At 37.2% G+C, this 24,064-nt stretch carries 27 protein-coding genes; 11 read left to right on the forward strand and 16 right to left on the reverse strand.

What is annotated here, in order from left to right:
* Positions 1-94 precede the first annotated feature (94 nt).
* Positions 95-328: a hypothetical protein gene (locus tag NLF99_RS07715; RefSeq protein ID WP_185212522.1), complete on the forward strand. Its 234-nt coding sequence runs from the start codon at positions 95-97 to the stop codon at positions 326-328.
* 514 nt (positions 329-842) lie between these two features.
* On the opposite strand, the gene NLF99_RS07720 is transcribed toward NLF99_RS07715, so the two are convergent.
* Positions 843-1,808, reverse strand: a complete 966-nt coding sequence (locus NLF99_RS07720) for a YDG/SRA domain-containing protein (protein ID WP_254527573.1) — start codon at positions 1,806-1,808, stop codon at positions 843-845.
* 133 nt (positions 1,809-1,941) lie between these two features.
* On the opposite strand from NLF99_RS07720, the gene NLF99_RS07725 reads away from it, so the two are divergent.
* From NLF99_RS07725 to NLF99_RS07740, 4 genes are all read left to right on the forward strand, one after another.
* Positions 1,942-2,493: an RNA polymerase sigma factor gene (locus tag NLF99_RS07725; protein ID WP_185216728.1), complete on the forward strand. Its 552-nt coding sequence runs from the start codon at positions 1,942-1,944 to the stop codon at positions 2,491-2,493.
* Between the two features lie 24 nt (positions 2,494-2,517).
* Positions 2,518-2,841 carry a hypothetical protein gene (locus NLF99_RS07730; protein WP_214656435.1) on the forward strand — a complete coding sequence of 108 codons (324 nt, stop codon included), beginning with the start codon at positions 2,518-2,520 and terminating at the stop codon, positions 2,839-2,841.
* Positions 2,842-2,949: 108 nt separating this feature from the next.
* A complete protein-coding gene (locus NLF99_RS07735; protein WP_185216731.1) occupies positions 2,950-3,252 on the forward strand; it encodes a hypothetical protein in 303 nt (100 codons plus the stop codon).
* A gap of 19 nt (positions 3,253-3,271) precedes the next feature.
* A complete protein-coding gene (locus tag NLF99_RS07740) occupies positions 3,272-3,727 on the forward strand; it encodes an Hsp20/alpha crystallin family protein (protein WP_185216733.1) in 456 nt (151 codons plus the stop codon).
* A gap of 99 nt (positions 3,728-3,826) precedes the next feature.
* Here the strand turns inward: NLF99_RS07740 and NLF99_RS07745 are convergent, their stop codons facing one another.
* Both NLF99_RS07745 and NLF99_RS07750 read right to left on the reverse strand, forming a co-directional pair.
* On the reverse strand, positions 3,827-4,360 hold the full coding sequence (locus NLF99_RS07745) for a 5'(3')-deoxyribonucleotidase (protein ID WP_185216735.1): 534 nt from the start codon (positions 4,358-4,360) through the stop codon (positions 3,827-3,829).
* 38 nt (positions 4,361-4,398) lie between these two features.
* Entirely contained in the window at positions 4,399-5,472 is a 1,074-nt protein-coding gene (locus NLF99_RS07750) for a tol-pal system YbgF family protein (protein WP_254527574.1), read from the reverse strand.
* Positions 5,473-5,737: 265 nt separating this feature from the next.
* Between NLF99_RS07750 and NLF99_RS07755 the strand changes: the two genes are divergently transcribed.
* Genes NLF99_RS07755 through NLF99_RS07765 form a run of 3 tightly spaced genes read left to right on the forward strand, consistent with a single transcriptional unit; the run spans position 5,738 to position 8,285 of the window.
* On the forward strand, positions 5,738-6,319 hold the full coding sequence (locus NLF99_RS07755) for a phosphatase PAP2 family protein (RefSeq protein WP_254527575.1): 582 nt from the start codon (positions 5,738-5,740) through the stop codon (positions 6,317-6,319).
* 3 nt (positions 6,320-6,322) lie between these two features.
* Complete coding sequence (locus tag NLF99_RS07760) at positions 6,323-6,712, forward strand: GtrA family protein (RefSeq protein ID WP_185212530.1); 390 nt, start codon at positions 6,323-6,325, stop codon at positions 6,710-6,712.
* Complete coding sequence (locus NLF99_RS07765) at positions 6,702-8,285, forward strand: glycosyltransferase family 39 protein (protein WP_254527576.1); 1,584 nt, start codon at positions 6,702-6,704, stop codon at positions 8,283-8,285. The genes NLF99_RS07760 and NLF99_RS07765 overlap by 11 nt, the downstream gene beginning before the upstream one ends.
* 53 nt (positions 8,286-8,338) lie before the next feature.
* Here the strand turns inward: NLF99_RS07765 and NLF99_RS07770 are convergent, their stop codons facing one another.
* The 5 genes from NLF99_RS07770 to NLF99_RS07790 all read right to left on the reverse strand — a co-directional run bounded on the left by NLF99_RS07770 (position 8,339) and on the right by NLF99_RS07790 (position 11,277).
* On the reverse strand, positions 8,339-8,590 hold the full coding sequence (locus NLF99_RS07770; RefSeq protein WP_185212532.1) for a hypothetical protein: 252 nt from the start codon (positions 8,588-8,590) through the stop codon (positions 8,339-8,341).
* A 681-nt stretch (positions 8,591-9,271) separates the two neighbouring features.
* Positions 9,272-9,661 (reverse strand): nuclear transport factor 2 family protein, encoded by a 390-nt coding sequence (locus tag NLF99_RS07775; RefSeq protein WP_254527577.1) that lies wholly within the window; start codon positions 9,659-9,661, stop codon positions 9,272-9,274.
* A gap of 51 nt (positions 9,662-9,712) precedes the next feature.
* The gene (locus NLF99_RS07780; RefSeq protein WP_254527578.1) at positions 9,713-10,756 is read right to left on the reverse strand and encodes an SMP-30/gluconolactonase/LRE family protein; all 1,044 of its coding nucleotides are present in this window, start codon (positions 10,754-10,756) and stop codon (positions 9,713-9,715) included.
* A 112-nt stretch (positions 10,757-10,868) separates the two neighbouring features.
* Positions 10,869-11,060, reverse strand: a complete 192-nt coding sequence (locus NLF99_RS07785; protein ID WP_254527579.1) for a hypothetical protein — start codon at positions 11,058-11,060, stop codon at positions 10,869-10,871.
* A gap of 4 nt (positions 11,061-11,064) precedes the next feature.
* Positions 11,065-11,277, reverse strand: coding sequence for a hypothetical protein (locus tag NLF99_RS07790; RefSeq protein WP_185212536.1), 213 nt, complete (start codon positions 11,275-11,277; stop codon positions 11,065-11,067).
* 285 nt (positions 11,278-11,562) lie between these two features.
* On the opposite strand from NLF99_RS07790, the gene NLF99_RS07795 reads away from it, so the two are divergent.
* Both NLF99_RS07795 and NLF99_RS07800 read left to right on the forward strand, forming a co-directional pair.
* The gene (locus tag NLF99_RS07795; protein WP_254527580.1) at positions 11,563-11,775 is read left to right on the forward strand and encodes a hypothetical protein; all 213 of its coding nucleotides are present in this window, start codon (positions 11,563-11,565) and stop codon (positions 11,773-11,775) included.
* 267 nt (positions 11,776-12,042) lie between these two features.
* Positions 12,043-12,567, forward strand: a complete 525-nt coding sequence (locus tag NLF99_RS07800; RefSeq protein ID WP_254527581.1) for a hypothetical protein — start codon at positions 12,043-12,045, stop codon at positions 12,565-12,567.
* Between the two features lie 221 nt (positions 12,568-12,788).
* On the opposite strand, the gene NLF99_RS07805 is transcribed toward NLF99_RS07800, so the two are convergent.
* Positions 12,789-13,808, reverse strand: coding sequence for an OmpA family protein (locus NLF99_RS07805; RefSeq protein WP_254527582.1), 1,020 nt, complete (start codon positions 13,806-13,808; stop codon positions 12,789-12,791).
* Between the two features lie 586 nt (positions 13,809-14,394).
* A complete protein-coding gene (locus NLF99_RS07810) occupies positions 14,395-16,029 on the reverse strand; it encodes a glycoside hydrolase family 32 protein (RefSeq protein ID WP_254527583.1) in 1,635 nt (544 codons plus the stop codon).
* Positions 16,030-16,164: 135 nt separating this feature from the next.
* Here NLF99_RS07810 and NLF99_RS07815 point away from each other — a divergent pair, with 135 nt between their 5' ends.
* Positions 16,165-17,796 (forward strand): ABC-F family ATP-binding cassette domain-containing protein, encoded by a 1,632-nt coding sequence (locus NLF99_RS07815; protein WP_254527674.1) that lies wholly within the window; start codon positions 16,165-16,167, stop codon positions 17,794-17,796.
* Between the two features lie 73 nt (positions 17,797-17,869).
* On the opposite strand, the gene NLF99_RS07820 is transcribed toward NLF99_RS07815, so the two are convergent.
* The 6 genes from NLF99_RS07820 to NLF99_RS07845 form a co-directional block, all read right to left on the reverse strand.
* Entirely contained in the window at positions 17,870-18,076 is a 207-nt protein-coding gene (locus NLF99_RS07820) for a hypothetical protein (protein WP_254527584.1), read from the reverse strand.
* Positions 18,077-18,114: 38 nt separating this feature from the next.
* The gene (locus NLF99_RS07825; RefSeq protein WP_254527585.1) at positions 18,115-18,765 is read right to left on the reverse strand and encodes a hypothetical protein; all 651 of its coding nucleotides are present in this window, start codon (positions 18,763-18,765) and stop codon (positions 18,115-18,117) included.
* Positions 18,766-18,774: 9 nt separating this feature from the next.
* Positions 18,775-20,661 carry a beta-ketoacyl-ACP synthase III gene (locus tag NLF99_RS07830; protein ID WP_254527586.1) on the reverse strand — a complete coding sequence of 629 codons (1,887 nt, stop codon included), beginning with the start codon at positions 20,659-20,661 and terminating at the stop codon, positions 18,775-18,777.
* Positions 20,662-21,399, reverse strand: coding sequence for a sterol desaturase family protein (locus tag NLF99_RS07835; RefSeq protein ID WP_254527587.1), 738 nt, complete (start codon positions 21,397-21,399; stop codon positions 20,662-20,664).
* Positions 21,400-21,668: 269 nt separating this feature from the next.
* Positions 21,669-22,307, reverse strand: a complete 639-nt coding sequence (gene msrA / locus NLF99_RS07840) for a peptide-methionine (S)-S-oxide reductase MsrA (RefSeq protein ID WP_254527590.1) — start codon at positions 22,305-22,307, stop codon at positions 21,669-21,671.
* A gap of 100 nt (positions 22,308-22,407) precedes the next feature.
* Positions 22,408-23,877: a glycoside hydrolase family 76 protein gene (locus NLF99_RS07845; RefSeq protein WP_254527592.1), complete on the reverse strand. Its 1,470-nt coding sequence runs from the start codon at positions 23,875-23,877 to the stop codon at positions 22,408-22,410.
* Positions 23,878-24,064: the final 187 nt, after the last annotated feature.

The raw sequence follows: 24,064 nt of genomic DNA on the forward strand, positions 1-24,064 counted from the left end.
AATAGGAACAATGCTAAACCTAAATAGTTTTATTTTTTTTGAATTCAAGGAGAAGATTGCAAAAACCAAATGATTGATTCTTTGTTTTAATTACATGGATTTAAACAGAACTTTTGCATATCATCATGAAGGCCGTGAGATTCAATTCAGCGTGACTTATGACCCTAAGACCCATTCATTCAATGTGGTTGAGGACGATAACATCAATTATATCCTGTCCTATAACCCAGCGACACGGGAATGGACAAGCACCGAAGATCCTGGACCTAGTATTTCAGTAGATAAATTGGCCCAGTTGGTCCAAAAAAGTTTCGGAGTCTTCGTATAAGCAAAAAGAAAATTTAATTAGTTTTCCCACGGAATGCAGGCAAAATGCCTGCATTTTTTATTTAAAGAAACAGCCCCAAAATTAATTTGGAGCTGTCAATTATTTAGACATTTTACCTATTTCTGCCTTAAGGTAAGCTGTCCATACTATTTCTTCATAATGCCTTTGCGAGCTTATTTATCGGTAGTATTCATTGGGTGAACAGTCTGGAAAGAAAATAGTTCATTTTATTTGGATGGAATGGATGGGGAGGGTGGTTTTGTGGATGTAAGGGTGGTTTGAAACAGGATGGAATGGATGGGATGGAAGTTTTGAACCAGGATGGAAAGGATGAGAGGATGGGCCAAGATTAATTAGTTGATTGGACAGAATGTTGACTTTATAATTATTACCAAGACAAAGCCTTGCATTAATTATTTCTAATTCAAAAATTAGTTGACTTCTTTAATATATTAATACTCATAATTTTATTAACCCAAAACTTAAATAGTTAAATAAATCATGGCTTTTGTTTTCAATTAAAATCACCTTTATAATGATGTTTTCGATGGTAATTTAGAAAATCCAAATTAATTTTATGTTCCGGATGTACATTCAATTTTGCTCTTTCAAAACCAATGATTTGAAAGTCTTCAGTAATTGTAATCATTCCCAAATCAAGCATAGTATGATGATTTGGGCAAAGGCACAGAATATTTTCAAATGAATCTGGTCCATTGTGAGGTTTCCCTAAACCCTTAATATGTGCTGCTTCAGAATAGGAAGAAACTGCAGTAATTAATCTAATTCCACAAATTTGGCAAGTATTTTTGTAAAGCCTTTTAACTCCTTGTGAAATCTTTGTTTCTCGTATTATTCTGCTAATTATATACTCTTTTCTAGAAACCTGATCTATTATTGGCAATTCATCAATCCTTAATAAATCATTTTCCATATGTTCCTTTGCTAAAGAAATTGGATTAATGTTATTTATTTTTTCTAATCTAAATCTCCAAATAACAAATCCACTTTTTCCTTTCTCTTGCCAATAATCTGTTACATAAAATAAACCGTCATATCGATATCCATGATCTGGAGCATATTCGGAATGTTTTGATGCTCCTCTAATTACTCTGACTGGCAATTGATTTTCGTAAGAATAAGCAAGGGCTTTATTTCCTCGGGTTAAAGTTTGATCCGAGACTTGTGCTTTTGAGCCTTCACTTCTCCCCCCATGTCCAGTATAAATTATTAGATTTCCAAGATCTTCATCATCTTCATATCCACCAGACACAACAATAGAATCTGCACCTTCGGCTGCTGCACCACTAATACCTGCTTGAATAGGTTTATGGACTTTCTTAATTGACAGCTCCATTCTATTTTCAAACCTATCTCCTTCAATTACACCATTAATATTTCCAAAGTTTCGATTGCTCATCATTAATTCATTAGGTAGTAACCAATGATAAGGATTTTTATAGAATAAATGAATTAACAAGTCTATCTTTATTGATTTTTTTTATTAAGTAGTTTTTAAAATGCCATTTTGCAACCCTTTATTTTTTTATTTTTTAAAGTAAAAACTCTTTTGATTCGTCTTTGTCTTTATGGACGAGGCACAGCTAGAACGTATGTCGGAAAAAAACGCCAAAACTTTTTCGGAGGTTGTCAAGGAATATGGCGGCCAGTTGCTGCGCTTTGTCAAGGCGCGGGTGAAAAAGACTGCCGATGCGGAAGATATCCTGCAGGAGGTTTGGTATCAATTCTCGAGGGTTACCAATATTGAAGATTTGGGCAATGCTGGGGCATGGTTATATTCCGTTACCCGAAATAAAATCACAGATAGTTATCGAAAAAAGAAGGATGAATCGCTGGACGAGCTTACCGAAGCTGCCGATGAGGACTCCTTCCCTATTGCACATCTCTTGGTTGCCGATGAAACGGACAATCCCGAACTCAAGATGTTCAAGGATATCTTCTGGGACGAGCTGATGAAGGCTCTGGAAGAACTGCCCGAAAAACAGCGCAAAGTGTATATCCTTAATGAAATCGAAGAGATGACCCTACAGGAAATTGCAAATCTTGAAAATGAAAACCTCAAGACCATCATCAGCCGAAAAAGCTATGCGGTTAAGCATCTTAGATTAAGGTTGCGGGGTCTCTATAATGAATTAAAATCTTAAAAAAAAATAGCGATGAATAGCTCAATGAATACTAAAAGAAAAGGGAAAAAGATCTTTATAGGAATAGCCATTGTTATCTTCTTCTTCCTGCTCATTGCCTTGCTTCAATTTCTATGGAACAAGCTGATGCCCGAGATATTCGGTCTGAAAACCATTGATTACTGGCAGGCACTCGGATTGTTTATCCTTTCTAAGCTCCTATTTGGTAGAGGCTTTGGAAAGCCAGGTTCTGGCTTTGGCCGTAAAATGCGACAAAGAGAACTAGATCGTTCCGACTTAAGTGAGGAAGAAAAGGAAAGATTGCGGGAAGAATGGAAGCGCCGCTTTGATTCAAAATGTGGGTTTTAGGCTTGCCTAGGGGGAAATTGAATATTTTTCAAAATAATTTAAGGTAAAAGGATGGGTTCCTGCGTCTACTACATCAAAGGCCTTTAAATAGAACAAAATAAGAAAAACATGAAAAATAAATTTCAATTAATAATCCCAAGATTACTTGTAGTAACAGCCATAGCAGGTATTGCAACATTGCTGATCGGAACAATCTTTAAAGTACTGTTGGTTACAACCATCTTGTTTTCCATCGGAACCTTGGTTTATTCCAAAATCAGCAGACGTAGAAAACATGCAGACTATCCTGCCTACAGGGCAGCATTTGAGGGCACGATAAACGGTCCTTACCTTACTGCAAATCCACAGGCTATAGTTCCTGTTCAATATGTGAACAGAGCGAGCAAACCCAGCATTGTCCCTATTTACTAATTAATAAAAAATGATAAAAATGTTCAGAAGAGAAACATATAACCAAGACGCAGAAGCTCAGCAAAATTTTTGCCGAAGCAATTTTAAGAGAAAATTTGACCGTTTTCAAAATCACTTTTTCAATGAAGGAAATCCCTTCAACAGAAGTCAAAAAGCAAACATCCCAGTGAATATTGCAGAAAATGAAGAATTATACCAGGTTCAGGTATATGCGGCAGGCAGGAAGAAGGAACAATTTCAGGTAAATATAACCGACCAGGTCCTGACAATCACCTGTAAAGCTGCAGAATTAGAGCCAGGATTAAAATATATCTACCAAGAACAGCAATTAGGTGAGTTTGAAAGAGCTTTCCAATTGCAGGATGAGATTTTGTTAGGGAATGTACATGCCAGTTTTGAGGATGGTATCTTAACGGTAATCCTTCAGAAAGATCCTTCCAAAATAAAACCGGCACAGGAAGTTCAGGTCTCCTAGTAGACTTGAGAAAACATAGAACCATAGAAAGAGCAACCTGATGAGGTTGCTCTTTCCTTTGTATAAAAAATTATCCTTGTGAAATCGCTGAAGAAAGGATTATGATCCAAAGAAGTATCGCTCCACATCTTTCCATCCATTCAATCTTTCAAAACCAGTTTCATGGATATTGTGATAGCAATTAAATATCAGGCCAGTACCCGAGAAAGAACGTAGATTATAGATATGGTCATCGATCATATAGTCTGCTTTGATGATGCCCTTATTGCCACAAAATACCACTTGATGCCAAGTAATAAATGGGAAATGCTCTTGTAACCAATCAAATTTTTCGACCAAGCTCCAAGGGAATTCCATTGCTGCCGAAACGATATACACATCAAAATTATCGTTCAGACGCTTGACCACTTCTTGGGCATCAGGATTCAGGGGAAGGGTCCTAAAGAAATCAGGTTTCTCCAAATATCGGTAGACTGCAGCAGGGTCCTCAAAGCATTCGGCTTCTGGTTTTCCTTGGATCTCGGCTTCAGTGATCCGGATTCCTGTTTCCTGGAAATGATAAGCTAAATAATGCGCCATGTTATTGGCCAAGACCCCATCCATATCGATGGCAATAGTTTTACGTGTTGACATATTGGAAGATATGAAATTATTTGATACCGAAAAATCATCTAATTGATATTTTCGATCAATCTTTCTTTATCAGGAGGTTCGAGAATTACCTTATTATTACAAAAGAACGTTAAATAATTACGGACATTAAAATTTGAGCTGTCTCCCCAATCATTAAAAACTTTACAGGCATCCTCGTTCCTGTTTAGCATCAGATAACAGATCCCCAAGGTTCGAAGGCAATCATTATAGTAAAAAAATTGTTTTCGATTGACCGGAACCTGTATCGCTTTTTCTAAATGAGGTAAGGCCTCTTCATATTTTCCTTCTTGGTATAAGTCATCCCCTAGTTGGAACGATGAAATTGCATCTTTGATCTCCTTTCCGACATCTTTTTTATCGAAAGTCGAATAATGGATCCTTTGAACGACAAGAACATTCTCTTTAAAATCGTTAAAGAAAAAACCACTGATCTTATTCAGTGCTTTCCTGAGATCGGTTTCCAGTTTTAAGTCAACTGGATTTAGAAATACGACATCCCTGATTACATTATTCGTATCCAGTACAAATTCAATTTCACAAAAGAATTCGGATCTTGACTTCTTTTTTAGTTCCGAGGAATAAAATGCCATACTGCTTGCAAAATCCATATTGCTGGTAAACCTCACCTTGTTAAAGGTATCTTCAATCAATAATTTCTCATCGTTTCTTTCTGCATATTTTGCATGAAATTCAGGATATGTTTTTATGAATATGGAGTCTTTCAAAAAATAAAAGATATGATCAGGGTCGCCACGCTCTTGTATCACAAGGTAATCTGAGTCAAAAGAATAAAAAAGGGATCGGTGGACCATATCAATATTTTTGAGATCATCATATCTGGCCTTAAATGGTTGATCGTTGATTTTTAATTCATCTTTTGATATTTCATAAATGGTTTCATTGGAAAACAAGGGCGAATGTATATCGGAAATCATCTTATTGGCATCGGTGACAAAATCAAGGACCCAACGCCCGATCAGTCGATTCTCTTGGGCATTGATCGGTTGGAAAAACAAGCAAAACAGAAAGAAAAGCAGAAAGGACTTGCTAGGGAACATGTTTGGAATGCCTCCAAAATATTTGCAGTTCATAATAATTGATTAAGAGTAGTTGAAAGTAAAGATATTTCCCAAGAATTCGAAATGGTTCTGCCCCTAAACTGAACTGTCATTAAACAGCGGTTATTTATTAATAGAAACTTAATGAAGTTAAGTATTTGTGATAACATTTTCTTAATATTTCAACCATAATTTTATGTTTTAAAGATCAAAGCAAATTAACCTCATGAAACGTATCCTAAAACTCTACCATGAAAACAGGTATTTTTATAATTGTTTTTTAACCTGGTACTTTTTTTTGAGTTGCATTGTATTTTCAATTCCGAAACAAGAGTCATTTTTATTTATCAATTCCAAGCATTCTTTATTTTTCGATTATTTTTTCACGGTCATCACACAGTTTGGCGATGGAATCATTGTGATTGCCTTAGCCTTACTTTGTTTCTTTTTATGGTCCAAAAGGCTGGGCGTAGCAATTGCAGCAACCTATATAGGCTCTGGATTGATCTGTTCACTCTTAAAAAGAACCTTCCATACCCATAGACCGGGTTTCAATCTTCATGATGACCCCTCCTTTCATTCCTTGGCCTGGATGCCCATGTCCTACCACAACGCATTTCCATCTGGCCATACTACCTCGGCATTTGCCTTGGCCACCTGTATTGCCCTATATTCTAAAAATAGAAATTTGGCCATTATTGCATTCCTGCTAGCTTGCTTGACGGGTTATTCACGGGTTTACCTAGGTCAGCACTACCTTGATGACGTATGGTTTGGTTCTTTATTGGGAATTAGCTTCTCCTGTTTATATGGTTTGTTGGTTTCCTATTATGGTGAAAATGGCTTCAGCCTTTCCATACCTAATAACTTTAAAGTATAATCTATGCTAAAGATAGCGCTGAGTGCTGCCAAATTTGCGGCGGTAGGTCTTTTGGGAATGGCCATCGATTTCTTTTTCACCTGGCTCTGCAAGGAAAAACTAAAGATAAATAAGTTCATCGCCAATGCCATTGGTTTTTCATTAGCCGTGGTCAATAATTATATCTTGAACAGGATATGGACCTTTTCCAGCAAAAACCCGCAGGTTTTAGAACAATTCCTTTATTTCCTAGGGATCAGCAGCATTGGATTGGCACTCAACAGTACATTTCTATATCTTTTTCACCAAAAGTTAAAGTTAAACTTCTATTTCAGTAAGCTCCTCGCTATTGGGATAGTTTTCATCTGGAATTTTTCTGCCAACCTACTCTTTACGTTCAACAATGGAAAATGAATACAGGATTAAACTGAGGTGGCTAATCATTGTTAGCAGCATCTTGCGATGCCTGTTTGCCCTTTTTATCGAACTGGGCAATGACGAAGTCTATTACTACAGTTATGCGGAACACTTAGATTGGAACCACTTTGACCATCCACCTATGGTTGGTATATTGATCCGTTTTTTTACGCTTAACCTTCATTGGGTCAATGATTTTTCCATGCGTTTTGGAGCAATCATCATGGCGGCTTTCAACACTTGGTTAATCGCAGGAATAGCGAGACATCTGATGAGCGAAAGAGCAGGATTGATTGCGGCCGTCCTGTACACGGCATCCATTTATTCCAGTATCATTTCCGGCCTATTTATCCTACCAGACTCCATAGCAAATACTTTTTGGATCGCTGCCATATATAGTATGGTAGTGATTTTGACCACAACAGACCGACATAAGCAAAGCAATCAATTTCTGCTACTGGGTCTATGGATAGGATTAGCCTGCATGAGTAAGGTACATTCCATTTTTTTAGGTATAGGTTTTATTTCCTATATCCTCCTTTTCCAAAGACCATTTCTCAAAAATAGATCGTTCTACCTAGGGATGGTTCTCTTTATGATCTGTGTGCTTCCCATTTGGCTTTGGAATGAAGAATATGGTTTTATCACCTGGAAGTTCCATAGTCAGCGCATCAGTTACTTAGATTCGGGAATCCGATGGGACTATTTTGCCCAAGCGTTTTTTGGACAGATCTTCTATAATAATCCCCTATTGATCTATATGTATGTTTTTATCCTTATTTCCTTATTCAAGGATAAGTTTAAGATAAAAGGGCTGTCAAAAGATATAGTTTACCTCTTGTTACTGACCTCCCTACCTATAATTGGCGCAACTACGGCAATTTCCCTGTTCAGACAAGTCCTGCCACATTGGAGTGGTCCAGGTTTCTTTGGGATTATGCTAATAAGCAGCATGTGGATCGACCAACAGATCATACTTAACAGGATTTCGAAAATCAGGAAATTATTAAATTTTCAGCTTAGTTTTACCCTTATTATCATGGCCATTGGGGTTCTCCTGATCAATTTCTATCCCGGCAACCTTTTTTCAAATTCGACAAACGATCAATTGGGCAAGGGAGATATTACGCTTGACATGATGGGCTGGAAGGATTTAAAGGGCCAATTTGAAGCGTTAAGGACAGAAGATATCAGCAAAGGTGAAATGTCCATCCATGATGCACTATTGGTAGATAAATGGTTCCCCGCTGGCCACTTATACTTCTATTTGGCAAGGCCAATGGAAATGCGCATGATAGCTGAAGGAAAACTGACGGACATCCATAAATATGCCTGGATAAACCTGTCGGTTCCACCTATACAAAAGGGTGAAAATGCCTACTTTATTGTTCCCTCCAATAATTATATTTCCGTTGAAAATCAATATTCCAATCTATTCAAAGAAATAAAATTGAGAAAGGTTTTGGTGCAGGAACGAAGTCATCAAGCCGTGAGGTATTGGTATATATACCAACTCTTCTCAGCCAAAGAAACCATTGGAAATCGACATCCTATGTCATACAAAGAATAAAAAAGGTTGCCATAAATGACAACCTTAGGTTTAAAATATAAAGATATAATTGTTTAAAAGATATACCGCCAAGAATTGATCAGGGTCATCGGGATATAGATAATGGTCAATAATAATGCAGTAACAAGATCTGGCTGTTCCAGCTTTTTGAAACGTGCATAGGAGAACAGGGTTATACAGATCAAAAGGAAACCTATTCCGATAATAAAGGACCAAGTATTTCCTGCAAGGTTATTGAGCAGGATTCCCGCTTTCAAAAGAACCAATACCAGAATCTCTCCCAAAAGGATTTTCTTCCAATTCATGAATTAAATAAATCTAGTTGAACAATGTTTATTAATTAGCTTGAGCAAGAATGGCTTTTTCGGACATTCACGCATTTTTAAATGTTCTTTCACAAAAGACCAATATCCACAATGAATGCAAAAATATTTCATAATAATCAATAATTAATAAACGATATCCGGTAATTGTGGGTTATGAATATATTGTTTAAATCAACAAAAATTTTACGGTTTTCCATAAAAAGCAATATTATTATACGGAGACAATATTTCCAGAACAAGACCACAAAAATAATAGGCCATTTACGTTCAAATGGCGATTAAAATAATCCTGTTGTGCAGTTTTTAAAAAATATTTTCAGGAAAAACGTTTTTTTTGGGCACTTACGTTCTTTAAGGTGCTTTTTACTCAAAGCCCTAAACCCGCAATAGAAGCATTTGTTTAGCATGACACTAATTAATTGTTAATAATTTGACGATTTGGTTAAGGCAAATATATCTCAAAAATACTATTTAACATTACGGTATTCCGTAATATTTTTATTGTTATTCTCTAATAATTAAAAAGATTTCAACGAAGCAAATGCAACAAGTTATTTATTAGTTGTTTAAACATGATTAAGTTTGTATTGTTGAGAAAATAAAAAATAGAAAAAGGACTGATTCAAGTCCTTTTTCTATTTTAATGAGCTGTTATTTCTCTTATTTTTTCTGTTCAGCTGGGGAATAATCTGCTTCAGAATGCAGGGAACATTTCCATTTTCCGTTTTCTTGGATCCAAGCGGAGCTACATGCACATTTGGCTTTGCGAAATTGCCCTTGGCTTTCAAATTCAACATCGATTAAATAACCAATGGTTGCAAAACTCTTACTGAACATTTGCACGACAGCTTCGGAAATTCCCTTAATTTCCATTTTCATACCTTTCCCCATATCAAAGTTTTTCTTATAGGTCGGTTCATCTAAGTATTTTACGCCATACTTACTGACTACGGTACATGGAAAATAGGTAAGGTCTCGGACAGTATCATAATCTAGACTGGCCATTCCCTGCCAGTACTTCTTTTCTAAATCGAGGATTTGATCTTCCATAGCTAAAATGTTTTTTGTTCACTATAAAGACAGTTGCCTCCCATCATTGTTTTAGATCTTTAGTTTAATTCTCAATAACTGATCCGTTGATGTCAGATAAAGATAGCCATCAGCTCCAAAGGCACAGTTAGCAGTATGCACGGTAGAGCGAATTCTTCCTATAGGTTTTCCAGTAGAATTAATGACCACAACTCCATCACCGGCAGCTGCATACATATTTCCATTTGCATCGACCTTGATACCATCTGCTGCAAGGGATTCTTCTGGAAAATTCTTTTTGAAATCAAAGAATATTCGACCTTCAGACAATAAGCCATCTGCTTTGATGTCATATGCCATGATGTAAGGGTTATTTCCATCGCTCAATGCTACAAAAACCTGTTTTGCATCTGCGGAAATAGCAATACCATTAGGTCTTGCTAAATTGGAAACAACCTGAACTGCCTCTCCTTTTTGGTTAGCTTTATAGACACCATTTTCTTTGATTTCCTTTGTTTCGGTGTCATTTTCACGACCTGGTAATCCATAAGGTGGATCAGTAAAATAATAATCCCCATTAGGATGTTGAGCAATATCATTTGGTGAATTGAACTTTTTACCTTCCCAGTTTCCAACCAATGTTTCTTTTTTCTTAGTTTTCAGGTCAATTTGAGCAATTCGACGATTACCGTGATCACATGCTACCAATTGACCCTGTTGGTTTATCAACAGACCATTGGTCCCCTGTTCTTCGGAATAGACTTCTGGCCCTTCAAAACCTGCGGGTTTAATGAATTCCTGAAGCCCTGCAGACTCCGACCATTGGTAGATAATATTCTGCCTAGTGTCCGAATACAATAGGTAGTTGCCGTCCTTCACCCAAACTGGACCTTCAGCCCATGTCATCCCATCAGCTAATTTCTCTACTTGAGCAGTACTGTCCACAATATTCAACATAGCGGGATCTAGAACTTCGATCTTTCCAATTTTGGGAAAATCTTTAAAAATACTGCTGGTATCAGATTGAACATCCTTTTTAGATTGGTCTTTAGCGGTATTTGTACAGGAGGCTAAAATAAGGGATAGCAAAAATGTTGTTAAGAAGATTTTATGCATTGCAATAGGTTTAAAAGTATTCTTAAAAATATGATTTTTTATCGGAATACTTTAACCTTAATATATGGATGATGCTTAAATCAATTTTCTTTGAATAACAATCACATATTTTCTACTCCACAGGATTGATTGGCTGTTCCGTTAGGGTACTATCGATTCTAGCACTATCCACACTATCTAGCCTATCTGCAGTATCAATGGGTTGATCTATTTTATTTTGGTTGTCCATGTTTTTTGTATTCGTACATGCCAACATCAATAAGGTAAAGACAACAACGGGTGTCAATAGGATTAACTTTTTCATGTGATCATTTTTTAGTTTTCTTTTTTTTAGGTTCTTTGGGAAATTCATGAGGATTAGGCATAGTATTAAGTTGTTCCTGCTGTGGGTCAACACCGGCTTCCCCTGCTCCATCTTGATGTTTTTCTTTCCGTTTCATAAAGGCTGTCAGATCTTTCTTTTTATCTGGTCTTCCCTTATTATTTAAACCTTCCGTAGCACTTTCATTTTTCGTCGCCATAACACATTTTTTAATATAGAACATATTGCAGATGAATTCGTTGGCAAATAAAACACAAAGTCCGACGAGTTTATTGGATAATAAACAAACCAGGTTACCCTAAAGAATATCAAAGTAACCTGGTTCTTTGCAAAATGGATAATTAAACAATTCATTTATTATATAATGAAAACACTAGGTAGAAATTTGTTGAACAAATATTGAGAAAGGGTATTTATACTCGACATCAAATATAATTTTTACAACTAAATCATTATCAACCTGTTTACTTAATAAAAAAAGATTATGAACTCAAAAGTCAATTATGCAATGAATAGTCAAGGACCTATTATTGCGATTAGCTTAATTCAGGATCCAGAAGACAATAAAAACGAAAAAAATAATGAACCTGATTACCAAAATCCTTTCTATGATCCGGATTCCGACCAGGGCTCACAGGAATATGATCAAAAAGAAGATCCATTGAAAGATGATAATGAACCTATAGGCGAAGGTTAAACTTTAAATGATAATAATAAGCCATATCATGAGGAAGAAGATGATGAAGTTGATAACCTTGGCGATTTACACAGCAAATTATTATAATTCAATAAATCTTTAAAAACTTGAAACCTCAGGAAAGATTTGCCTGAGGTTTTTATTTTGTTCTAAATCTGTCATATAGTGTTTTAAAGGGGGATAAAGGTGCCTTTTGGCAAACTATTTGTTATAACAGCGGAAACTTTCATATCGAAGGTTTGAAATTTGAAACAATTATTTATTATCATGAAGAAAGTATTTTTACCTATTCTAACCCTTTTTATTTTAATGTTTGCTGCCAATGAGCAGGCAAACGCACAGACACCTTACCGTACTGCCATTGGTCTGGGAGTAGATGTGGGTGATGGAGAATCATTATTTGGACCACAGATCAAACATAGCTTCAGTGGTCGAGACGCAGGAAATGCCCAAGTATTATTTGGAGACCACATTACCGTGGTAGGTGTTGATTATTCATACAACCAACGTATCTCTGGTACCAGAGGGTTAACGTGGTATGTAGGTGTAGGTCCTCAATTATCATTTATCGACCATGGAAAATGGGATGATGATTGGTATGATGATGACAAACACTGGGATGGGGACACCCATACGGATTTTGCAATCCGTCCAGCTTTAGGTATGGAATTCAGAATTCCTTCAACACCATTAGCGATGCACGTAGATTGGAAACCATGGTGGAACCTATCTCATGGTTCACATTTTGAAGCCTCTAGGTTTTCGCTAGGATTTAAATTCGTTTTAAAATAAAATAACAGTTAGAAGCAAAAAGGGTCTGCATAAAATTATGCGGACCCTTTTTCTTTTAGGATTGTTCTTTATATATGAAACGTCCAAAAATGTTCAATAAGATGTCCAAATATCAATACTGGGCATTTAAGTGGTTCTTTGTGGTCCCTATGTCCATTTATATAGTTGGAGGGTTGATTATGTTGATCGTTTCTATTATTGATAAAATGAATAAATAAGGCTTATTTTTTTACCAATTCGACTCTCCTATTTTGCTCTTTTCCAACATCGGTATTGTTGTCAGCGATAAAATCATTGGCTCCAAAACCATTTGCGGTAAGCCTTGATTTATCGATTCCATCCTGAACTAAAGTAGAAAGAACCGTATTAGCTCGATCTTTTGATAGTTTTAGATTATGGTCTGCATTGCCTACGTTATCTGTATATCCATTGATATCTAATTTCAAGCTCGCATTGGAATTCAGGACCTTGCCAATTTCCGAAACAACATCTTTGCCATCAGCTTTCAATGTGGCTTTATCCGTATCAAAATTAATGTGTAGGACAGATTTTCCTTTTTCGTTCAAATCCTTTTCAATTTTATCTGCTTTAATGATGCCTACAGTCTGTTTGAAAGCATCACTTTCTCCCGTATAAATTGCAGCATAGGCAGAATTGCTAGCAATAGCAAAAAGGACCAGTTTACCCTCTTTCTTCAGGCCATAGGTTACAAGATTCTCCATATTGGAGGTTGCAAAATCGAAATAATAGCTATCCTTGTTCTTAGCTTTATTCAAGGCATCAATTTGGTCCTGTGGAATTTGTCCTTCAAACAACTTTTTAGCGCCAAGGCTTTCGAAATGTTTGGCAAAGGATTGAACAAATTTATATTCATCCCAAGTTCCATTCATGGCATATCCCTTCACCTTGACCTTTCCCTCCAGTGGGTAAAATGAATTTCCTGTATAGAACTCAATTTTTCCAAAATCCGATTCCCTATCGAAACCATAGCTGCTTTTTGCATCCACCCATTCTGGGATGGAATAATATGGAAATTGCCCCATATCTGCGGTTGCTTCTGCTAAAGATTCCGGGTTGAAGGAAGTTGAGGCTGGAACGGTGGAAGTACTTACCGTTGTATCAACAGTGGAAGAAGTAATACTATCTTGATTGGCCTCAGCATCTTTATTAGCCGAATTATTACAGGACATCACGGTCAGGAATGCCGGCAGTATACCTAATAAAATGGTTTTTTTGTTCATTTTTCATTAATTAGTGTAACTAAATATAGGAATAATAGGTGTTAATTGTCACGAAAATAATGAGTTTTTGAAGGAGTGTGATCGAGGGGAAGGTTTGTTGGGTCGAACCAGGATGAAAAGGATGAGAGGATGGGCCAAGATAATTTGCTCATTGATAGATTTGCAAACCCCCAAAGGGGGTGGAATCTTTGTAGAACTTGGATGATTAGAATGGCCAATCCACAGCGTAGGTGAAATATTTTTCAATGAATATTTTTGAAGATAGAAAACAGTTCTTTCGCTTTGCTCAAGATGACAAAAATCCTAAAAAAAATAAGAAATAGATTTTTCGTTTCACTCTGAATCCCTCTTTGGCGCATTGTGATTCTGAACGTATAGTGAGGAAACTGTACGGTTCTTCCCCTCATGACTTTGTCATTTTCATTCGAAGATTGAGGACCTGCACGCCAATGCTATCATTCCAAAAATTAGGTTTGCAATGTTCCGAGATGTTTCGTTCCTCAGTATCACACAAAAAAACCTTAACTTATTGACCTTGCCCATAGAGTTCTATATTTAAAAATTCAAGAGCCAGTCATCAGTTTCTTTACCAAATTCCTTTTACACCATAGACTTCAAGTTCTAATATTTCAATATTGTTTCCCCAGAAATGGTAGCCTTCCGTATTGTTTTTATCGGGTTTGCGATCTAGGTAGCTGGAATAGATTCCGTTGTCGAAAAAAACTTCGATGGATGTTCTGTCGATATAGATATCAGCTGATAGTTCCATGCTCGTCGGGTCCTGTGGTGAATAGAACATGCCATTCAGCATGTTGGAATTCATATCGTAACTGATCATCCTTTGGGCATATAGATTGAATCCTGCATCAGTGGCATGGGAAAGTTTGATCTTTGTTTTTATGCGCAATTTGTCCTTATCACTGTATTTATGCAATAACTCGTTAGCTTTCGCTGCCGTTAAATTCGTCCAGGAATCGACCTTGTTAAAGAGTTTCTCGGTTTCCTTAATTGGGACACTGAATAGTCGCGGTCCATCTTTGGTATTTCTTAAGGTCAATTCCGTAGGAAGCATCATCATCCCATTAAAGGGCATATCACCTTGAGGGATCCTCCCCCAGCCGATCTGAATCCTTCTGCCATCTTTTTCAGGAATATTGCTATAAGTCTGCGCAGCATAGAGATGTCCTGCATTATAAAAGTACTTGCCAGCCTCAGGCGTAAATTTCTTGCCATCAAATGAACCGATCATATAAGTACCAGTAGCTCCGTACATAACCCATTTTTTATTATTCTGGTCGCCGTCAACCGCAAGTTCAAATAATTCTGGGCACTCCCAAAAACCGGAGACATGACTTTGATAGGTCCAGTCCTTCAAATTACTTGAAGTGTAAATGGAATGACCATCTAGCTCGTTGAGAACCATCACCCAATGTTTTGAAGGATCATGGTAGAAGACTTTGGGATCCCTAGTATCCTGACTGTTCCACTTCTCCTTGGAATCAATCAATGGGTTCTTATCATATTTGGTCCAGGTTCTTCCATTGTCAAGACTGTAAGCCATGCACTGAACCTGTCTGTCGGCACTAGCTGCTGTGTAAAAGGCAATCATGGCTGGCTTCTCCCCCTTATTGTAACCAGCGGTATTATTATAGTCGATAATTGCAGAACCAGAAAACATGGTCCCCAATTTATCTGGATATAAGGCTGTAGGCAACTCCTCCCAATGAAGCAAATCTTTACTGACAGCATGGCCCCAATGCATGTTTTCCCACTCCCTTTCCATAGGGTTGTGCTGGTAAAACAAATGGTATTCTCCATCATAGTAAACTAAACCATTAGGATCATTGATCCATCCCCTTTTGGTAGAGAAATGGAATTGAGGGCGATTCTGCTCTTGATATAGACTTTCCTGACCCTTGATCTCATCAGCTTGATAGATCTGCTTTAAGGCCTTCTCATCTCCATCAAAGGTGATTTTTAGATTTTTCCCCTTTAAATGGGACACATCGTAAAACACCCAATAATCTGCATGCTCAGGGGCTAGCCTAACAACTACTGACCAAGTATCATGTCCATCTGGTTTAAATTCCATTTTCTTCCGATCCTGCGTATTGGATATCGGAAAATTGAGGTATTTCTTATTGATCTTTAAGGTGATTTCAGCGGCAGTAAGGCCAGCACTCAGCAAGACCGACAGGATAAGCAGGGTTAGTTTTTTCATAGCGAATGGATTAGGTAAGAGTAAGATAAGAATTTTTAACAAAAGGCCTTCAATTGAAATCCTAAAATTAGGAACTCGGTCGAAAGAATGAATTTTTCCTCTATCTTTGCAGCTCAAAATAAATTCGAGCGAATCGTGATCAATGTAAATAACATCTCCGTTTCCTTTGGGGGAACAACTCTTTTTTCCGATGTGACCTTCTCAATCAATGAGAATGACAAAATCGCCTTAATGGGTAAGAATGGTGCGGGTAAATCCACTTTATTAAAGATTATTGCTGGTGTTGGGAAACCAACAACAGGAAATGTAACTGGTCCTAAAGATGCCGTAATCGCATATTTACCGCAGCATTTGTTGACCAAGGATAATATGACCGTATTTGAGGAAACTTCAAAGGCATTTGAAGAGGTCTATAAAATGCGTGATGAACTGGAGGAGCTTAATGAACAGTTGAATATCCGTACCGATTATGAAACGGATGATTACATGAGATTGATCGAACGTGTTTCCGAACTGAGCGAGAAATTCTATTCTATTGAAGAGACAAATTACGATGCTGAGGTTGAAAAGGTATTGAAGGGATTGGGCTTTGAGCGCTCAGATTTCAATCGTCAAACTTCTGAATTTTCAGGAGGATGGCGTATGCGGATCGAATTGGCGAAAATCCTATTAAAGAAACCAGACCTGATCTTGTTGGATGAGCCGACCAACCATATGGATATCGAGAGTATTGAATGGTTAGAGGATTTCTTGGTCAATCAGGCAAAGGCGGTGATCGTGATTTCCCATGACCGCGCATTCGTAGATAATATTACCAATAGAACCATTGAGGTGACCATGGGTAAAATCTACGACTACAAGGCCAAATACAGCCATTATTTGGAACTTCGCAAGGAACGTAGATTGCACCAATTGAAGGCTTATGAAGAGCAACAACGCTTTATCGCCGATAATCAAGAATTTATTGACCGTTTCAAAGGGACTTATTCCAAAACATTACAGGTTCAGTCTAGGGTTAAGATGTTGGAAAAATTGGAGATCATTGAAATCGATGAAGTTGACAATTCAGCTTTGCGCCTGAAATTCCCGCCTTCACCAAGGTCAGGAACTTATCCTGTCATTGTTGAAGATCTCACCAAGACCTATGGTGACCATTTGGTATTCCAAAAGGCAAATATGGTCATTGAGCGTGGACAGAAGGTAGCTTTTGTAGGCAAGAATGGTGAGGGTAAATCCACGATGATCAAAGCGATCATGGGTGAGATCGACTTTGAAGGTACCTTAAAAGTTGGCCACAATGCAAAAATCGGTTATTTTGCCCAAAATCAGGCTGCTTTATTGGATGAAGATCTAACCGTATTTGAAACTATCGATCAGATTGCAGTTGGTGATGTACGGGTTAAGATCAAGGATCTTCTAGGAGCATTTATGTTTAGCGGTGATGATACGACGAAAAAGGTAAAGGTTCTTTCTGGGGGTGAAAAAACGAGATTGGCCATGATCAAGTTGTTGTTGGAGCCCGTAAATGTATTGATTCTGGATGAGCCTACCAACCATTTGGATATGAAAACTAAAGATATCATCAAAGATGCTCTGCAGGATTTTGATGGCACCTTGATTTTGGTTTCCCACGACCGCGATTTCTTGGATGGATTGGCAACCAAGGTTTTTGAATTCGGAAACAAACGCGTACGTGAGCATTTTGAAGACATCAAAGGATTCTTGGAATACAAGAAAATGAATAGCTTGAAAGAGATAGAGAAATAAATCTCCAGATATTATAGAAAAAGGGTTAACATTTATCGTGTTAACCCTTTTTCAATTTATTAATTTTCCTCAATTATACAACGACCGGAGTCTCTTCGGAATGCAGTTTCTGTTGTGAAATCAGATGATGTAGGACCTCGGTAGATAAACCATGTAGGGTTAGCCTAAATCCTGCTCCATAAGTAGGCAATGGAATCATGGGATGTTTATTGTTCAAGGCAATGAGCTTTTCAGGGCAGCTCATTATCGTAGCTGCATATACTCCAATGACCTCATCCAATTGCAAAGAGTTAGATGCTCTCCAAAAATCATTATCGGTTAAAAAGAATTGATAAATGGTGTGAATACCTCAATCGCCGAGGAGAGGTCCATCATATTGGTCCAGCGATTCGGAAATTCCTCAAAGGGAATAGGTCCCGCAGAGACTGCAGAGAAATCTGGACTGGAAACTGGTTCAATTTTCAATCCCTTTTCCTGAATTGCTGTATTTAAATTGATAATGAAATTGTAAAGGTTAAGATCATGTTCCAAGAACAAGTTATCCTTGACCACTTCTAAAGACAATGGCTTTAAGGGATTCATTGGAATATCCTCGGCTCCCTTAACATTGTCTTTGATAAATCGCAAGACCTCAGACCCTAGGTAAAAATGCCTCAAGATCAAAAAGTTGGCTTCAGGAGAAACCCAATACTTCATGCCCCAATAAAGGAAGCGATGTAGGGTCTTAGGGGCATTGATCAGATTGGGAGCAACTGCTTTAAAGATCTGTAAGATAATAATGGTCAATCGTCCAAATACCCTTAAAAAAGGCAACATAAATTGCTTGCTCTTTCTATTGGAATCAAACAAAAAAGCAGCCTTTGCATCTTTATTAAAGGGGACACTATTGTCCAAGAACAATGCATGCCAATGACTTGGGTCTCTGGGATTGTTCTTTTTATGTTCGAAATATTCGCTGGTATGTAACATAGAAGCTGATTAATAATTTCCGATTTCTGCCAATTGCAATTGATATAGTTTCGCCACGACTTTCGCCGTTTTGGCTACTCTTTTTGCCATCTCTTCAGTTAACAATTCTGAATTAAGAGCCTTTTCAAATCGCTCAAAATGGTTGTCATTGGAGTCAGAGGTTTCATGATAGATAAAGAAAGAAACCTGATCATCTTTTAGATCCAATTGATGCTGGATAGCACGGCCCCATTTTCCAGCCAAACGATTGCCCAAGCCTTCAATAATAAACATTCCTCCTAGCAAGTCAAAAGGATTGGGTTGACTTGCTTTATGGAACATATAGGCACTCAAAGCCTCCGAACCAATATTTTTCTCACCCTGATAGAGGGCTTCCTTATTTCCACCACAATTGATATAGTTCTTTTCAAGGATCTGATAATCTTTATGTTCATCGCGAGAATGGGAAATAAAGGAAGAACGGATATCAAAATAATCCATGCTCACATTGGAGGCAGCCCGCGCAATCCATTGCGATCCATCGATAACCTGTTGCCTTAAATTTAACAATAAGAGTTTATAATCTTCCAGACTGATCGTCCCATTGTAAATCCTTTCGATAATCGGCGTGCTACGTAGAGATAGTTCAAAATCTACCCAAATCTGCGTAAGGTCACGCACGAGTTTCTCCTGTATAGGTTTATTATCAATATGGATTTCAGGCGCTAAGATTTCATCTTCTTTTGAGATCAATGGTTTTTTCTCTTCCTGAGCATTGCCCACTACCTTGAGCTGCATAAAGGTGGTAATGAAACGGCCGCTCTCGGGAACCATACATAGGATTTCCTGATTTGGCTTCAACTTCCCACTATATAGTAATTCCTCCAACATAATGTAGATGGAGGCTGCACCCGTATTACCTTTATCATGTAAATTGGTAAACCATTTATCTTCATCAATGATTAATCCTCCTTTTTTCAAAAGATCTACAATAGGTTGTTTAAAATATTCTGAAGAATAATGACATACTAGCCAATCTATTCTTTTAGGATCAACTTTCCCGGTTTCAATCAATTGAAAAAGATGTTGAACACCGAGGTTAACGGTATTGTTGACCAACTTAATATCTTGTTTTAGATTAATTGCGGCATCGGCATCGGCGGCTGAAAAACTTGGATAATCCAACCAATATTTATCAATTGTGCCATCCTTCTTTTTATTGGCACCAGTGTACATGCAGACCTCAAAACTATTGGCATAGGATTTTACGTCTATCCATTCAACCTCAAGGCTCAATCCTTTGGCATTAGGTTTATCAGATAGGTACATGGCCCCTGCTCCATCCGAAAGCATCCATCTCAAAAAATCGGTATCCAATGGCAAGCCTTTCTCCTGAATTTCGGGTTGATTCGCAAACCGTGAGGCCTTAAACATACGACTGGGCATATCTGCTGCACAAGAAATGGCATTTTCGTTTTCTCCAGTCAATATATGCAAATAGGCACTTTTTAAGGCCATAATGCCTGATGAACAGACGCTCTGATGCGAGACAATATTGCACACTGGCAATTTTGATTCTGCATGAACCATGCTTGCAAAGCCAGGAATAGGCACATCGCCTTGAGTTGTACCAGCAGTTAACAGCTCCACGTCTTCCTTATTGACATTTGCTTTTGCTAAACAGTTTTTAATGGCTTTATCAGCCATTCCTGCTACCGAATCCGTCGAGTTCTGGCTTTTATCAAGGGCATAATATCTTGTCTTGATACCATTCTGTTTCAACATCCTTTCCTTTGCTCTGGAGGGCTTCCCGCCAATCAAGCCTAAGAAATCTTCCATGTCCTCATTGAAAACCGGTGAATTGGGAAGATGCATCCCAATGGCATTTATATAAACTGGTCTATTGTCTTTTTTCATTTAGTGTTTATTATCTGAAATTTGAGTATTGAAGATCTTATCGAAAATGCCCAGCATAAAACCAAAATTGCCTCTACCCCATTTATGGTGCATGCTGTGCCTAAAAGTATATTTTGAAAATGACGTATTTGGTTTATCACTTGGTATCTCATGGTTACAATGTCCAAGCAAATTGATGACCAAACTCATAACTGGCAAACTCAAAATGGAATAGACCTGAAAATCATGGAAAAACAATGGAAAGAAAATTACGGTCCCTAAAAGGAAGGATTCGATCCAATGGAAGCTAAAAATAGAATATGCTGTAGGTTCCTTCGACCAATGATGGACCTTATGGACATTCCTAAAGAACCAAGGTCTGTGCAATAGCCAATGGACTGCATAAAAGTGCATTTCATTCCAAAGAAAGAGCAACGGAATTTCCCAGAGGCAATTCCAATTATTGTCAAACCTGACCTTAAACACTCCTATGGAGAATAAATATTGAAAAAATATCGCCTGTAGTGAGAATACAAGGATGGAAAGCAAGGAGTTCTTAATTTCTTTAGCCCTTTGCCCAGGTTTTTGAGCAAATACGATCTGCCTCAAACTCGCATTCTTCGTTTTATACTGTACAATAGTTTCTGTAATAAAGGTTCCTACAAAGTAAAGGACACTAAAAAACACGAAGAAAAATACACTTGTGTAGTACCATTTCGAGAGCACGAAATTGAATGTGTTTTCCAGTAATTCGTTCATTAATAATTAGGCTTCAGCTATTGAAATTCAATTTATATATTAACTCTTATTATTGATTGTTTATTATTCAAAACGTAGAATGTAGGCAAATATTTGTCAATGTAAATTTCCATAAAATAAGAATTTGTAATTCTTCCTCATCGAATGATTCAAATTAGCGAAAAATAATGAAGAAATACTCCCCCTGAAAACAGCTATATTCATGTTAAACACAAAAAAAGGGAAGCAAAAAATATTATTTGCTTCCCTCACTCTTAAGTTCTTACCTTTTACTTTTTAGGATTTGCTTTTTTGGCAACCTCAAAAAGCTCAGGACCTATATGGCAATATCCACCTGGATTCTTATCTAAATAGTCTTGGTGATAGGTTTCGGCATCATAGAAATTTCTCAAAGGTTCATTTTCTACAACCACAGGGCTTTGAATGGATAAAGACAGGGCATGAAGTTTATCCTTGATCAGAGGTTCGTCGTTTTTATCGGTATAATAAATTCCTGTACGATACTGAGTTCCTCTGTCGTTTCCTTGTCTATTTAAAGTTGTTGGATCTACACTTTCAAGGTAAAGATCGATTAATAGCCCTAAATCAATTACTTCTGGGTCGTAAATTACCTTTACGGTTTCAGTGGCTCCGGTACTGCCTGTGCAAACTTCTTCGTATGTAGGATTGGTTTTGTTTCCATTGGCATAACCAACTTCTGTACCCACTACCCCTCTTACCAATTTGAAAAAATGTTCGGTTCCCCAAAAACATCCGCCGGCAAAATATATCTCTTTTTCTTTTCCTGTTAAACTCATTGTGCTATTAGTTTCTGATTTTTCTTCCTTTTGATTTCCTTCCGTAAAGCCCATGGTCATGATGATTACAGTGACTAGGACTGTTGAAGCAATTACTGCTAATTTTTTCATGGCTTTAAGATTTGAAACATAAAGTTAAGGATTTTGTACAAAAAATGAGTTTAGGGTCTCAAATGTGATATTTAGTTGATAAATAATAGGGATGATAAAGCTATAGTCCGTAATAATACTCTGCTAATAAGGCATACTCTGCTGCATAGGTAAACATGAACATTCCCTCCAAGCCATTAGTATCCTTTCCTTCATCCCATCCCTTTAAGAGATTGGATGCCAAGAATCCATCCTTATTGGCATGTTGATAGCCATAGTCTAGATTCTTCTGAAATGGTTGTATATATTGCCCGTAATTACTGTTGCTCATGGCCAAATCCTTAAACCCTCGCAATAATATTCCATTAAACCAATTCTTGAAACCCTCTGTTCCAAAGGAGTAATAATCAGGGATCTCTTTACCTTCTTTTGCAAAGAAAGAAAAACTGTTCTTGGCTAGTTCTTTGGCATCATTGTCATATTGTTCATCTTTTGTGACCCGGAATAAATCAACAGCTCCCGAAAGCATAGTTCCAGAATTGTAGGAGTATGATTCCCCGACTGCCTTGGTCAATTTTGTATTCGCACGATATTTTTTACCGTTTATTTCCTCATAACGGATTTTGCAATCAGGATCACAGTCCCCCATCATATCAGTATATACACCCTCTTGGTTTAATAAGTTTTCTTTTTGCCATTTGTAAATAGCTTTTGCAAAATTCAGATAATAAACCTGCTTAGGTTCCATTTTCGAAAGTCTGGTTTTGCCATCCTTAACATCAATAGAACGATGTTCAATCTGATCATTTTTGTTTTTATAAATTTCATGTAGCCAAACCAAAGAACTAATCAATGGGGAATTACTACAGGCATGTTTAGTTGTATAACCTGGGCCCCATGATATACCGCCAATTTCCTTTCCATTTTCATCTACATTTGAGTCCCATCCATCAAGGACATAGGCCGTGAGGTATTCAGCCTTTTCCAGATAACTCTTGTTTCCAGTCAATTTATAGGAATGGATCAATTCCCGTAATAACCACATTTGATCATCATAGACATTTAATATGCCTGTCACATTGGCTTTCCCTTTTTCTCCTACCCGATCAACCGCATAAACGGACCAAGTTTTTGTTTGAGTATAGGATACTAATTCAAATGTTCCCAAATAATAATCTAGGTTCTCATATAATTTTGAAAGTAGCTTTTCATATTTAGCATAATTTGCCTGATAGATCTTTTGGTTGCCATATTCTTTGTTTGCACTTAAACCCGATAAAATTGCATTCACCGCTTCTATCCCAGCTGAATACATCCACACACTTGCAGTCTCTTCAGATTTCACTTTATTGAAAGGATTGTAAAATCTACTCATCTTAAAGGAATTCGGTTCAAAATAAACTGCAATAGTGCTATCAACTAATGCCATAGATCTTTGCAGATTCTCATCTGGCAGATCAAAAAAAGTATCCTTTGTGGCATTGCTTGCTACAGCATTTTGAGAAAAAGATTTGGAATAAGGAAAGAAAATTAAGCTGATTACAATAGTAATCGAAGCTATTGCGAATGGCAGACTGGTACTTTTAAGCATTTGATTTAAGAAATGTTGGGTTTAAGTTATTGTAGCATCACAAGCTGAACATTCAGCATGTGAAGATTAAGATACATAAAAATTAAACAAAAAATTAATTACCATATATTCAGAATCAATTGGACAACAGGAATAGCATTTAAAAGAGAATAATTTGGTTGCCAGAAATGGCAACCAAATTCTAATT

It is taken from the genome of Sphingobacterium sp. LZ11T8, from assembly GCF_024261425.1.
Taxonomy (GTDB): domain Bacteria; phylum Bacteroidota; class Bacteroidia; order Sphingobacteriales; family Sphingobacteriaceae; genus Sphingobacterium.

Excerpts from the sequence above, each read along its gene's own strand:
- NLF99_RS07715 (WP_185212522.1), top strand. The coding sequence starts at position 95 with ATGGATTTAAACAGAACTTTTGCATATCATCATGAAGGCCGTGAGATT.
- NLF99_RS07725 (WP_185216728.1), top strand. The coding sequence starts at position 1,942 with ATGTCGGAAAAAAACGCCAAAACTTTTTCGGAGGTTGTCAAGGAATAT.
- NLF99_RS07730 (WP_214656435.1), top strand. The coding sequence starts at position 2,518 with ATGAATACTAAAAGAAAAGGGAAAAAGATCTTTATAGGAATAGCCATT.
- NLF99_RS07735 (WP_185216731.1), top strand. The coding sequence starts at position 2,950 with ATGAAAAATAAATTTCAATTAATAATCCCAAGATTACTTGTAGTAACA.
- NLF99_RS07740 (WP_185216733.1), top strand. The coding sequence starts at position 3,272 with ATGTTCAGAAGAGAAACATATAACCAAGACGCAGAAGCTCAGCAAAAT.
- NLF99_RS07745 (WP_185216735.1), bottom strand. The coding sequence starts at position 4,360 with ATGTCAACACGTAAAACTATTGCCATCGATATGGATGGGGTCTTGGCC.
- NLF99_RS07750 (WP_254527574.1), bottom strand. The coding sequence starts at position 5,472 with ATGAACTGCAAATATTTTGGAGGCATTCCAAACATGTTCCCTAGCAAG.
- NLF99_RS07760 (WP_185212530.1), top strand. The coding sequence starts at position 6,323 with ATGCTAAAGATAGCGCTGAGTGCTGCCAAATTTGCGGCGGTAGGTCTT.
- NLF99_RS07765 (WP_254527576.1), top strand. The coding sequence starts at position 6,702 with ATGGAAAATGAATACAGGATTAAACTGAGGTGGCTAATCATTGTTAGC.
- NLF99_RS07770 (WP_185212532.1), bottom strand. The coding sequence starts at position 8,590 with ATGAATTGGAAGAAAATCCTTTTGGGAGAGATTCTGGTATTGGTTCTT.
- NLF99_RS07775 (WP_254527577.1), bottom strand. The coding sequence starts at position 9,661 with ATGGAAGATCAAATCCTCGATTTAGAAAAGAAGTACTGGCAGGGAATG.
- NLF99_RS07780 (WP_254527578.1), bottom strand. The coding sequence starts at position 10,756 with ATGCATAAAATCTTCTTAACAACATTTTTGCTATCCCTTATTTTAGCC.
- NLF99_RS07785 (WP_254527579.1), bottom strand. The coding sequence starts at position 11,060 with ATGAAAAAGTTAATCCTATTGACACCCGTTGTTGTCTTTACCTTATTG.
- NLF99_RS07790 (WP_185212536.1), bottom strand. The coding sequence starts at position 11,277 with ATGGCGACGAAAAATGAAAGTGCTACGGAAGGTTTAAATAATAAGGGA.
- NLF99_RS07795 (WP_254527580.1), top strand. The coding sequence starts at position 11,563 with ATGAACTCAAAAGTCAATTATGCAATGAATAGTCAAGGACCTATTATT.
- NLF99_RS07800 (WP_254527581.1), top strand. The coding sequence starts at position 12,043 with ATGAAGAAAGTATTTTTACCTATTCTAACCCTTTTTATTTTAATGTTT.
- NLF99_RS07805 (WP_254527582.1), bottom strand. The coding sequence starts at position 13,808 with ATGAACAAAAAAACCATTTTATTAGGTATACTGCCGGCATTCCTGACC.
- NLF99_RS07810 (WP_254527583.1), bottom strand. The coding sequence starts at position 16,029 with ATGAAAAAACTAACCCTGCTTATCCTGTCGGTCTTGCTGAGTGCTGGC.
- NLF99_RS07825 (WP_254527585.1), bottom strand. The coding sequence starts at position 18,765 with ATGTTACATACCAGCGAATATTTCGAACATAAAAAGAACAATCCCAGA.
- NLF99_RS07830 (WP_254527586.1), bottom strand. The coding sequence starts at position 20,661 with ATGAAAAAAGACAATAGACCAGTTTATATAAATGCCATTGGGATGCAT.
- NLF99_RS07835 (WP_254527587.1), bottom strand. The coding sequence starts at position 21,399 with ATGAACGAATTACTGGAAAACACATTCAATTTCGTGCTCTCGAAATGG.
- msrA (WP_254527590.1), bottom strand. The coding sequence starts at position 22,307 with ATGAAAAAATTAGCAGTAATTGCTTCAACAGTCCTAGTCACTGTAATC.
- NLF99_RS07845 (WP_254527592.1), bottom strand. The coding sequence starts at position 23,877 with ATGCTTAAAAGTACCAGTCTGCCATTCGCAATAGCTTCGATTACTATT.